The sequence below is a fragment of the Sphingobacterium sp. genome, assembly GCF_032065005.1.
Classification (GTDB): domain Bacteria; phylum Bacteroidota; class Bacteroidia; order Sphingobacteriales; family Sphingobacteriaceae; genus Sphingobacterium.
Window position 1 is genome coordinate 101,123 of record NZ_DAMBMM010000001.1, and the last position, 12,377, is coordinate 113,499.

The 12,377-nt window shown below is 38.6% G+C and carries 9 protein-coding genes; 3 read left to right on the forward strand and 6 right to left on the reverse strand.

The window, feature by feature from the left end:
• Positions 1–196 precede the first annotated feature (196 nt).
• The 4 genes from smc to RT138_RS00480 all read right to left on the reverse strand — a co-directional run bounded on the left by smc (position 197) and on the right by RT138_RS00480 (position 5,826).
• Positions 197–3,742, reverse strand: a complete 3,546-nt coding sequence (gene smc, locus RT138_RS00465) for a chromosome segregation protein SMC (protein WP_313189024.1) — start codon at positions 3,740–3,742, stop codon at positions 197–199.
• A gap of 99 nt (positions 3,743–3,841) precedes the next feature.
• Positions 3,842–4,315 carry a DUF6882 domain-containing protein gene (locus tag RT138_RS00470; protein ID WP_313189025.1) on the reverse strand — a complete coding sequence of 158 codons (474 nt, stop codon included), beginning with the start codon at positions 4,313–4,315 and terminating at the stop codon, positions 3,842–3,844.
• Positions 4,316–4,415: 100 nt separating this feature from the next.
• A complete protein-coding gene (locus RT138_RS00475) occupies positions 4,416–5,117 on the reverse strand; it encodes a DUF4397 domain-containing protein (RefSeq protein WP_313189026.1) in 702 nt (233 codons plus the stop codon).
• A gap of 145 nt (positions 5,118–5,262) precedes the next feature.
• A complete protein-coding gene (locus RT138_RS00480; RefSeq protein ID WP_313189027.1) occupies positions 5,263–5,826 on the reverse strand; it encodes a suppressor of fused domain protein in 564 nt (187 codons plus the stop codon).
• A gap of 146 nt (positions 5,827–5,972) precedes the next feature.
• On the opposite strand from RT138_RS00480, the gene htpG reads away from it, so the two are divergent.
• A complete protein-coding gene (gene htpG / locus RT138_RS00485; protein ID WP_313189028.1) occupies positions 5,973–7,862 on the forward strand; it encodes a molecular chaperone HtpG in 1,890 nt (629 codons plus the stop codon).
• A gap of 833 nt (positions 7,863–8,695) precedes the next feature.
• On the opposite strand, the gene RT138_RS00490 is transcribed toward htpG, so the two are convergent.
• Positions 8,696–9,313, reverse strand: a complete 618-nt coding sequence (locus RT138_RS00490; protein WP_313189029.1) for a hypothetical protein — start codon at positions 9,311–9,313, stop codon at positions 8,696–8,698.
• 295 nt (positions 9,314–9,608) lie between these two features.
• On the reverse strand, positions 9,609–9,857 hold the full coding sequence (locus RT138_RS00495) for a hypothetical protein (RefSeq protein WP_185212602.1): 249 nt from the start codon (positions 9,855–9,857) through the stop codon (positions 9,609–9,611).
• 391 nt (positions 9,858–10,248) lie between these two features.
• Here RT138_RS00495 and RT138_RS00500 point away from each other — a divergent pair, with 391 nt between their 5' ends.
• Complete coding sequence (locus RT138_RS00500) at positions 10,249–11,223, forward strand: D-glycerate dehydrogenase (protein WP_313189030.1); 975 nt, start codon at positions 10,249–10,251, stop codon at positions 11,221–11,223.
• Positions 11,223–12,359 (forward strand): glycerate kinase, encoded by a 1,137-nt coding sequence (locus RT138_RS00505; RefSeq protein ID WP_313189031.1) that lies wholly within the window; start codon positions 11,223–11,225, stop codon positions 12,357–12,359. Before RT138_RS00500 ends, RT138_RS00505 begins: the two co-directional genes overlap by 1 nt.
• Positions 12,360–12,377 lie beyond the last annotated feature (18 nt).

The following is a 12,377-nucleotide window of genomic DNA, read 5'->3' on the forward strand; positions in this document are numbered from 1 at the left end:
CGAATTTTGGCAAAATGTTCAATATTTTAAGGAAGGTGTTCCCGAAGCCTTCCCGAAGATGCCTCGAACAAGGGTAAAAGGAAAGGGCTAATAAAATATGCTTGCTCTGGAACTTGATTAAAAAAATAAAGGATAAAAAAATCCACCTAAGATTCAGTTCATAGGTGGATTCCATCTTTATTTGGGTATTAATTTTTTAAGCAACATCTCTTAAATCTACCGCCACAACTCGTGATACACCTTGTTCTACCATGGTTACACCGTAGATAATATCGGTGCTGGCAATCGTACGTTTATTATGGGATACCACAATAAATTGGGATTGGTTGGAGAATTCACGGATGATGTTATTGAACTTATCAATATTGGTGTCATCCAATGGAGCATCGACCTCATCGAAAATACAGAACGGTGCTGGTTTCAATAGGTATAAAGAGAACAATAGGGCAGTGGAGGTCAATGTTTTCTCACCACCTGAAAGCTGGTTGATAGATAAAGGACGTTTCCCTTTAGGACGTGCAACAATATCGATATCAGATTCCAAAGGATTGTTTGGGTCACTTAATACGATATCACAGGAGTCTTCTTCATTGAACAGGGATCGGAATACCTTGATGAAGTTTTCACGAACGGTGGTAAAGGCGTACATGAATTTATCATTGGCAGACTGATCAATCTCTTGGATAGTGCTTAACAAAGACGCTTTGGCTTCCATTAGGTCTGTTTTTTCCTTTTGTATAAAACCATGGCGTTCATCCATTTCATCGTATGCTTCCTTGGCCATTGGATTGATGCTTCCATAGTCATCCAATTGCTTTTTAAGCTTTCTGCAAGCAGTCTCTAGATCGGCCATTGCCAATCTTTCCTCTGGGATTTCAGCTTCCAATAAATCTTGTAACTCGATATTGAATTCAACTGAAAGCCTTTCCTTCAGCGCATTCAAGTCAATCTGTAAAGCTGTTTTCTTATCCTTCAACTCAGAGATCAAAGCGTCAGAAATATCCTTGGATTTGCGAAGTTGATTGATTTCATCTTCTAGGTCGTTGATCACCTTTCTGGATTTAAAAAAATTCTCCTCAACTTCCTGCAATCCCTTTTCAAGCAATTCCTTTTGTTCATACATCGAACCTAAGTCTGTATCGTTGTTGTCTACAAAACTCAAGGCTTCTTTCAGGTCATTTTTTACCGTTTCGAACTCTTGTGTGAATTTTTCAATCCTTTCTTCTAGGTTCTCACGTTGTGTTTCCCTGTATTCTACATCCCTTTGCAGGGTGTTCACTTTGTTCTGCTGTTGGTGGAACTTGATGTTTTCCTGATTATAGACGGTTGATTTCTCGTTCAGGATCTCGGTCAGTTCATGGTAGGAGTCCTCCAGACGGCTTAATACCGATTGGTTTTCGGTAGCCGTTTCTTTGAAAGTAGCCAATTCAGGCTCAGATTTCTCTAATTGAGCGACGATATTGGCAACCTTGGTCTCAATATCCTGTTTTCTGTTCTGGCTGCTATTGATGAAAGTTTGATATTGCTCCTGTTTTGTCTTTACGGTAGTCAGTTCATTGTTCAGGCGATTCAATTGCATTCGCTGTTCGTCGATAAATTCCTTTTGGGAACTGCCTTTCAATCCGATCAGTTGACCATTCAATGCCTCTTGGGTTTCTTGTATGATATCAATCTGTTCGTTCAAATCCTTGATTTCCTTTTCCAGGATTTCTAAGTTCTTTGCTCTACCAATACGTTTGCCTTCAAATAAACCTACAGAGCCACCAGAGATTCCCAATTTATTTTTAGCGTATTTTCCCTCTTTTTGAAGAAGGACCATATTATCGCCTGGTAGGTTGGCATCGATGTCAATTTCAGCTTCCGAGTCAATTAAATACACATCCTGTAATAGGATATTACAAAGGTTTCGGTATTTTTCGTCAACCTTAATGATATCCATGGCCGGAATAAGAGCCTTATTGTTTTCCTTTGCGGGGCTATTGGGTTTTTGTTCGTTAATTGCTTCTAAAACAAAGAAGTTAGCTCTTCCTCTTGAAGAATCACTTAACAATTTTATGGCCTGTACAGCATCCTCTTTGGTCTCTACCACATAATGGTTCATGATAGGCTCCAAGAAGTTCTCAACAGCCACACGGTAATCTTCCTTACAGAATAGGATATCAGAAAACAAAGGTGGGTTTTTCTTCCAGCCAGCATGTTTTCTAAGGAACTTAATGGACTCTGGAAAACCTTCCAGGTTATCCACCAAAGATTTTGTAAGGTTGTATTCGTTCTGTTTGGAATCTACGGACCGTGCTTTTCTGCTCAGGTCATCTGCTGATTCTTTGAGCTTGGTTTCACAGTGGGCAATCTGTCTTTGGATTTCCTCTTCTGTCCGTAATGCTTCATCAAATTGATCCTGTTGGATCGCTACACGTTCTTCCAATTCGGCAACTGCATGATTGAACTGTTGAAGTTCCAGTTCTTTTGATTCCGAATCATGACTGGTTCGCAAGGATTCTTGTTCCAAAGCTTCCTTTTGTATGCCTAAAACTGCCAATTCCTTTTCCAAAGCATAGATTTGGCTTTGTAGAGCCTGGCTATTTTTGGAGAATTCGTCCAGCTTCGTTTTCGCTGAGGATTGTTGTGCTCGCAGTTCTTCAACCTCGATTTTATTCGTATCTAGGTCCTGCTTTAAGACATCTAAGCTGTTCTGTTCTTCAAAAAGCTCTTCGTTCAATCGCTTTATTTGATATTGCACATGGTTCAATTGCTGTTTGTCGTTCTGCAGGTCATTGTTAAGACGAGTTTCCTTTTCCTGCAGATGTTGCAATTGCGCATTTTTGATTTTCTTTTCAGATTCATAAGACCTGATCTTATTGATATATTCCTGGGTAGCCTTTTGTTGGGCAGACAGGTTCTGTTCTTTGGCAAGGATATCCGTTTTGGACTCTTGCAAGGTTTTTTCCTTGCTTTCCATTTTGGAAAGCACATTGCTCAGTTTTTCCTGTTGCTCGGCTTCCTGATCGGTAATCCTTTCAAGATCCGTTTGAAAACCCTCAAGTTTATAGTAAGCTAAACCAATGCTTGCTTCTTTATATTCATCCTTGAGTTTGAAGTATTTCTCGGCCTTTTTTGCTTGGTTTTCAAGTGATTTTAAGTTCTTGTTGATTTCAAACAAAAGGTCATCAACCCTGGAAAGATCGGATTCGGTATCTTTTAGTTTCGATAGGGTCTGTTTTTTGCGGACTTTGTATTTCGAGATCCCTGATGCTTCCTCAAAGAGGTTTCTTCTGGAATTGTCTTTATTGGCGATGATTTCATCGATCATCTTTAATTCTATGATCGAATAGGTATCAGAACCAATTCCCGTATCCAGGAAAAGATCCGTAATATCCTTTAATCTACATTTTACATCGTTAAGTCTATATTCACTTTCACCGGTTCGGAACAATTTTCTGGTGATTGTAACAGTTGCAAACTCGGTTGGTAATATGTTTTTGGTATTGTCAAAGGTCAATGAAACTTCAGCCAGATTAGCAGCTTTACGGTTTTTGGTACCGTTAAAGATGATATTCTCCATTTTGTCCGAGCGCAGGTTCTTGGTGCTCTGTTCACCTAGTACCCAGCGCATTGCATCAACAACATTAGACTTGCCACAACCATTCGGTCCAACGATGGCTGTTACCCCTTCATTGAAGTTGATTGTTACTTTGTCACCAAAACTTTTAAACCCTCTAATCTCTAATTTTGTTAATTGCATTAGCTCTTATAAGTAAAAAATGTGTGCGAAATTAAGGAATTTCAACAATGAATGAAATACCCTAATAATGGTCAGGGTACTCCTATATATTTTAAGGTGTTAGGCTAACACTTCCTTAAAGTATACAAAATGGGCTTCAGTGTCTTTTTGAATCCTGAAGATTCCTTTGGAAATGCGGAGGTAACCGGAAATTGCGGTCAAAGCCCAAGCGATAGGGGTGTCGATTTCCAGTTTTGGGTTGCTGAGGTATCCAAAATCATAGAATTCACCATAATTTTTGATGATATCCAATTCTTCTTTTTCAGCCTCAGAGATTTCAGTATTATCCCATCTCCAGGTCCAAATCGATTTCTCAGGATCAAGACTACCCACAATCTGAAACGCTAGATTTAAGTTTGAATTGTCCTCATTTGAAAAGCTGATGATATTATTTTCCCAATCTACGGTATAGCTGGAGAATTGGCCAAAGGCATGCTGTTCTTCAAGAAGTTCTTGTTGATCCGTAATGTATTCATGCGCTTTAGCGTGAAGTACACGAAAAGATTCGTCTATTTTGGGTTTCTCAAGGCTCATAGGCCATAAATATAGCAAAACCTTAAAAATAAGAAAAGCCCAAATCATTGGGCCTTTCCGTTTTTATGGATGTATTGTAAAGCTGCCTTGTTGTAAGTCGTTAATCTGTAATGTTATAAAAGCTGTATACAAGCTCTAAAGGAAATTCACTGTTGTCCTTACTTCCGATTAACATGAAGTTATAATGTTTATTGTTCTCCAAATTGATTTCATCAATTTTGGCGATTACCTTTCCTTGTTCATTCGTCACGGTAACAGCGGTTTTTCCCGTAGTAGACTCTCTGAAGATTTGTGTCTGGGCTACAGTGTTAGGGTTTTCCTTCACACGGTTGGTCGATCCGACGATATCCTGACTGCCTACCTTGAAATTTACTTTGCCTACTTGATTGGCCAAATGGAAGAACCTAACCCCAGTCTTAGTCCCTGCATTTTTCAACTCTACATCTGGAACCCTGATAAATTCAGGTTTTTCTTCCGTTCCATAGACCATACAACTGTATACTACTGAATCGGCAAAGGTGAAAGTCGTATCAATGATAGGTTGATTATTTAAACGATCGACAACCTGTATCTTTTTGTTTCCCGGAATAGCGAAGAACATAGAGATACCTTTGTATCGCGGATCTATCTGATTTAAAAGGTTTCCATTGACTGCGTATAGTATTCCCGAACTTTTTGGATAGAAGTTAAATAGGGAAACAGCAGGGTAGTTTAAATCTGGATAATCATCATTATCCTTTAGACAACTACTTAATGTTAATATACTTAGTACAATGACTAATAGAAGACTATGTTTTTTCATCTGTTCAGTAAATTCTTTTTAGGATTCAATTTTTGAACGTTCAATAAAAAAACGGTAATGTTTACAGATATGCTACAGTGTTAGGGAAAAAATCTTTTTTTGTTGGATTCAAGCTTGTTAAGGCGGATTTAAATGAAGGAAGACCTTATAGTGGTTTTCGTTTAGGGTCTGTTTTGGATTTGCCGAGTTGCTTGATGAAATTATCCAATCCTAATTTTTGGATATTATATACTTCCTGTTCATAAATAGGAAGCAATTCAAGCAATTGAACGGTTGATTTCCGCCCATCCTTCACTTTTTGGGGAATATCATGTTGAACAGGAATCACCACGAAAGCGTTTAGATCGGAGTCTTGGCTGACCTTTTGTCCAAGCCGGATTATTTCGCCACTATTGAAAGGGCAATCCCCACGGAGCTGATTGGTTAAGTATCCAACGACATGTGCCCAGGTCATATCTTCAGAATCCATCTGCAGGCATAATTCAACCCTATTGTGTTGATCAGGATGACTAGCGAATGAAAGACCATAGGAGAAGGTTATCATGGGGCTGTCTTCATTTCTGTGAAAAACCAATGTATAGACGAATGGAAGTTTTTTCTTTACGCTTTTCTCCCGAAAAATAGCTGCTTTTGCCTGAAGGGAATCTTCCAATTGGCTGCGATAATGTTCCAAAGGAGACTTAAGGAAATCTGGTTTTTTAAATATCATCTGAAGAATTAACCTGTTTTTTCAGTCAAAAATAGCCAATTGTGTAAAAATTTCAGCACAAGCTGTCAATTTGACTTAAAAATAACATTGGAATATAAGTTGATTACGGAAATATATAAATCTTAAAAAAATAAATTAACAAACATATGCAAGAAGAGAAAGGTACTATTTCAATTCATACCGAGAATATATTTCCGGTGATTAAGAAGTTCTTATACTCAGATAACGAAATATTTTTACGCGAGCTTGTTTCCAATGCGGTCGATGCCTCGCAAAAGATCAAAAGATTAGCTTCATTAGGCCAATATAATGGTGAAGTGGGCGATCTAACGGTACAAGTGAAAGTTGATGAAGATGCAAAGACCATTACCATTTCGGATAATGGAATCGGTATGACTGCTGAGGAGATCAAGAAATACATCAACCAGATTGCCTTTTCAGGAGCTACAGAATTCATGGAGAAATTTAAAGAAGCTAACGATGCCAATGAGATCATTGGTCGATTTGGTCTTGGTTTCTACTCGGCATTCATGGTGGCTGATCAGGTTGAAATTGACTCTTTGTCTTACCAAGAAGGGGCAGAGGCAGCCCATTGGGTATGTGATGGATCTACCTCCTATGAGATTTCTGCAGGTACCAGAACTACCCGTGGTACCGATGTAATCTTACATATCAATGAAGAGTCTTTGGAATTCCTTCAAAAACAAAGAATTCAACAAATCCTTAATAAATATTGTAAGTTCTTGCCGGTTCCTATTCAGTTTGGAATGAAATCAGAGTCTGAGCCAGATGGTGAAGATGAAGAAGGTAAGCCGAAATACAAGACCGTAGAGGTTCCAAATATTATCAACAATACGCATCCAGCTTGGACAAAATCGCCATCAGAATTGACTGATGAGGATTATTTGAAGTTCTACCATGAACTTTATCCACATTCCATGGATGAGCCTTTGTTCTGGATTCACTTAAACGTGGATTATCCTTTTAATCTGACCGGAATCCTGTATTTCCCGAAAATCAAGAATGAATTGGAAATCCAACGCAATAAGATCCAATTGTATTCTAGACAGGTATTCATTACCGATGAGGTAAAAGATATCGTTCCAGAATTCCTGATGTTATTGCAAGGGGTGATCGATTCCCCAGATATTCCTCTGAACGTTTCAAGATCTTTCTTACAGGCGGATAGCAATGTGAAGAAGATCAATAACTATATCACCAAAAAGGTAGCGGACAAATTGAACGAGATCTTTAAATCAGACCGTAAAGGTTTTGAGGAAAAATGGTCTGATATCAGTTTGTTCATTAAATACGGTATGTTGAGCGATGAGAAATTTGCTGAAAAAGCAAATGATTTCTGCTTGCTTCAGAATGTGAACAATGAATATTATACGTTCAAGGAGTACTACGAAAAGGTTAAGGATATCCAGGTAGACAAAGATGGCAACATCATTTACCTGTATACCCAAGATAAAGCCCAGCAAGATGGCTACATTGCAGCAGCCTTGGCAAAAGGATATGATGTCCTGAATTTCAATGGTCCTTTGGATACGCATTTTGCAGGCTATGTGGAGCAACATGCTGGCGAGAAAGTTCAGTTGAAACGTGTTGACTCGGATGTAATCGATAAATTGATCCCTAAAGACGAGAAAATCGAACAGACCCTGACTGAAGATGAGAGCAAGAAAGCAACTGGAATTTTTGAGAAAGCGATCTCTCGTCCAGATATGAAAGTTGAAGTGGATGCCTTGAATGCCAATAATCTCCCAGTTGCGGTAACTATCGATGAGTTTATGCGTCGTATGAAAGATATGGCTAAAACTGGTGGTGGTATGGGATTCTATGGTACCTTGCCTGATAACTATAAGGTAACGGTTAATGGAAACCATCCATTAGTGAAACGCATCGTTGAATCTTCCGAAGAAGAAGGTGAAAAACTAGCCAAACAAGCCTTTGATCTTGCGCTATTGTCAAGAGGTCTATTGACAGGTGCTGAATTGACAGCTTTTGTAAAAAGAAGCGTGGATTTGATTTAGAGTAGATAGGAGATGTGAGATTTGAGATTTTGCTGATGTTTCAAGAGGAATATTTCATGTTTCAGGAAATATATACGTAGATAAAAAAGCAACCCCAAAAGGGGTTGTTTTTTTTTGAAATGGGATTGGGGTTCACAGGCTCAGCCACCGGATGCACCAGGATCATCATCCATGTTAGGGGCGAATTGAATTCGCCTGCTGGTTTTGAACCAGGATTGGGGTTCGGCTCCGCTCACCCTCCGAGGATGAGAGGATGGACCAAGATCAGGGAATGAACTATCTTTTCGCTAAAAAGGTAGCAGGTGTTGTAGGGGCGAATTGAATTCGCCCGCCGCATGCAATCTTAACATCCATATTACCCTTTAGGGTGATTATCTCTTAAATTCATTTAGATCAGCTAATAAAAACCCCTAGCGGGGGTGGAATCTTTTTCCATACCCTTTTTTTTGTCACCCTGAGGGTTTCCCCGAAGGGTCTCGGAACTAACCATAATCCTTTGAAATAGGTTCCTCATCTTACGATTTCGGAATGACTAACACTACTAAATAAAAACAAAATAGATTCTTCGTTTCACTCTGAATCCCTCTTAGCGCATTTTGATTCTGAACGGGTAGTGAAGAATCTGTACGGTTCTCCACCAAAAGATCATGTCATCCTTTACCGAAGGTAAAGGAACTGTACGCCAGTCAAAAAAGATGATGGTCTGTCATGTTCCGAGATACTTCGGATGAACCTCAGTATGACATAAAAAACCAATAATCACTGTCATTGTCTGCTATGTTTAAAATGAATACATATCACTGCGGAAAGATACGCTCAAAAAAAAATGGGACTTAATTAAGTCCCAAGTTTTTATCATCCATGTATTTTAACATCTTTTTGAGTTCTGGATCGTTGAAATAGGCTAAGCTTTCGCTGGCGATCTTTCTGGCAATCCTGAATTCTTTCTTTTCAAGTTGGTCCGTTGCTAGGCTAACGGCAAATGAAATTAGATCTTTATTGTCTTTCAATCCTAGGTCCTGATTTTTTGATAATTCTTCAATTACCAGATCATGGTAGGCTAGGGATTTTTCGATATTCTTTTCCTGGAAGCTAAGGAATGCTAATTGATTAGCATTGATCGTATATAGCTTACGGACTTGTTTGTCATTTTGTAGGAAAGGAAACTTGGCAGTCCATGAATCAATGCTATCCAAAGAACCTTGTAAGTTGTTCTGGTCAGATGCAATACTGATCAATGATGCAGAGATCATGGTTTGTACCTCTTTATCTTCCATGTTCTCTTGGTAACATGAAGTGAGAAGGGGCAATGCAGCATTGATGTTTTTGTTGACAGCAAATTTGATTGCCTTTTCTTTGTTCTCTTTATATACTACTGAATCTGAATCTTGTGCTAATGCATTTCCTGAAATGCTTAATCCTAATATAACGGCTGATAATTTTAAATACATATGTTTAATCATGGAAGCAAATCTATAAGAATTGCAAGCAAATTTTAAAGTCTTAACTTTTCTTAACAAGTGAATCTGTATTGAGATTCAATAAAGGGCGATTTTTTGTTTTTGATTGTAACAATATTTAAACATTTCGTTACAATAGCAGTGGAATCCTGCTCTAAATAGCATTGGGAGGTCATTGAAAAAGAAGGTCAAGTTGAGATTGACCTTCTTTTAATTAAAAAACAATACTAAATTATTATTACGTATCGGCTCGAAATCAATTTATTATAGCTTTAGCAAATCATATCTAAACCATGGTTTTTCTGATCTGAAATTCTTCTTTTATTTCGTTGATTGCTTTCACGTTCAAAATCAGGATAGGGAAGGAAATGATGCTGAAGAGCCAGACATACATATGTTCGACGACTATGCCTAATGCAAGTGAAGAAACCCAATAAAGACCTAGTGCAATAACATGAATTGAGGTTAAGGTCTTCAATCTGCTCAACCGTCTCAGTAATTCGGCTTCGCTTAATTCTTGAATCTTATGTGTCATGATATTTATCTATCTATCTGATTACTAGTATAAATCTAGCAATAGATTTGCTTCATTTTATCATGGTTCAGAAAGTTAATATAAACTTAATAATTGGGCAATATGCTGATAGATTATCGAATTGAAAGTGCACAGCATATTATGAGGTACGATAAGCAAAAATTGTAGTTATTGCAGACTTTTCCCACTTTAAAAAAAATTTGTTTTGCTGAATTGTTCTTTTTCAATTTCTACTCACAACAACCGCTGTTTTTTGGTGTTAACCATATGGTAATATCTCTTTGCTTATCATAATCAATAGAACTGATGGTAAGATGGAAGTAATGCCTGTCTTCCTAAAAACGATACATTTTTAGTATATTAAACTTATTGCATAAAAAACCTATTCAACATGAAGATCTTCATAAATAAGCTTATCCCTGAAGGCGGTATGAAAATGCTGGCTAGACCTGATATCGATCTAATAATGCCTGAAAATCCAGAAATATCCTATGATGAGTGGATTTCCTATTGTCAACAATGTGATGCGATCCTCAATATTGGAGCCTATAAGATAGATGCAAAGTTCTTTGACCTTTGCCCTTCGGTAAAGGCCGTGTCGCTATTCTCTGTTGGCTATGATCAAGTAGATTTAGAAGAAGCTACCCGGAGAGGGATACCGGTTTCCAATACCCCAGATGTTCTGAGTAAAGCAACCTCGGATATTTCCTTTATGTTGATGTTAATGGTTTCTCGATTGGCGTCATTCCATAGTAATCAAGTACGTGTAGGGGTTCGGTTTAAGTATTTCAATCCAATTGCAAACTTGGGCCAAGAACTTTATGGTAAGACCTTGGGTGTATTTGGATTGGGAAGGATAGGTTATGAGATGGCCTTAAAATGCAAAGCAGCTTATGGGATGCCGGTCATATACCATAACAGGAATAGAAATGAAGAATTGGAAGAAAAGTTAGGCGCAAAGTATGTCAGTTTTGAAGAGCTCTTGGCGCAATCTGATGTATTATCTATACATGCCAATTATGCTCCGGAATATAGAGGATTGTTCAATAAGGAAGTATTTGAGCAGATGAAGGATACTTCGATTATTGTAAATACGGCCAGAGGAGGCTTTATCAATGAAAAGGATTTGGATGAAGCGCTAAATGGGGGCAAAGTTTGGGGTGCAGGTTTGGATGTGACAGATCCTGAACCGATGTTGCCTGATAATCCGCTTTTAAAACATGAACGGGTCTGCGTATTACCGCATATAGGTTCAGCAACCATTGAGGCTAGAGGAGGGATGGCAAGGATTGCGGCAGAGAATATTGTTGCCTTTGTGGAAGGAGAAAAATTGAAAACTTGTTTGAATCCAGAAGTCTATTCTTAATGCTCAACATATTAATATCACCCAATAGTTTCAAAAATAGCCTAAAGGCTGATAAAGTCGCCGATGCGATTGAAAAAGGTTTGAAAGCCAGTGGGATCCAGGCTAATATTTCCAAATTCCCTATTGGAGATGGCGGTGACTATAGCTCCTTTCTCATCAGTAAACAATTGAACGGAGAAATTAAGAGCATGGAGGTTGCCGGTGCCTATCTCAGGAAAACAAAAGCTAGTTATGGTCTGATTGACTCTGGCAAATGTGCGGTTATTGAGGTGGCAGAAACCTCAGGGTTTAAATCTATCCAGAACAAACTGAAAAGTCCATTGAAATCAAGTAGTAAAGGGTTAGGACAATTGATTTCAGCATTGATTGATTCAGGTATCAAGGATTTTGTTATCTGTTTGGGAGGTTCAGTTACCGTTGATGCTGGAATAGGTATGCTGCAAGCTCTGGGTTTAGAATTTCGGGATAAAAGAGGGGAGGTGATTGAGTCCTTAGCACATAATTTTGAAAAGGTGGATTCTATGGACATTTCGAAATTCAAGGAAAGAACCTTAGGTTGTCAGTTTACGGTTCTTTGCGATGTGGAGAATAAATTGTTGGGAATAAATGGGGCGGCAAGGGTTTTTGGTCCGCAAAAGGGAGCAAGTGAAGAGGATATCGAAAAATTGGAGGAGTTTTTGAAAAGCTTTGACCGGTTGACTAAAAAAACGGTTCAAAAATCACTGAACAGTATGAAAGGTGGGGGCGCTGCTGGAGGACTTGGAGCTGCATTTTCCATATTCTTGAATGCTGAACTAAAAAAAGGAGCGTCCTATTTCTGTGAGATAACTGGTTTTGATGCAGCTTTGGCGCAGGTAGATTTACTGGTCACTGGGGAAGGGAGCATAGATAGTCAATCATTAGAAGGGAAAGCGCCAGTCGTAGTCGCTGCCAAAGCAAAGGATAGGCAAATTCCTTGTATTGGATTGGCCGGAAAAGTCCCCCTAAAGATTCCAAAAGAACTGCAGGATTATTTCCTGATGTTGCTGCCTATTGGAAATCAACCGGAGGAATTAGAGTTGTCCATCAAGCATACTAAAAAGAACCTTGTTCGAACAGCCCTGCAATTGGGCAAGATGCTTGGACAGGTAAAATAACAATAGAATTATTATTAA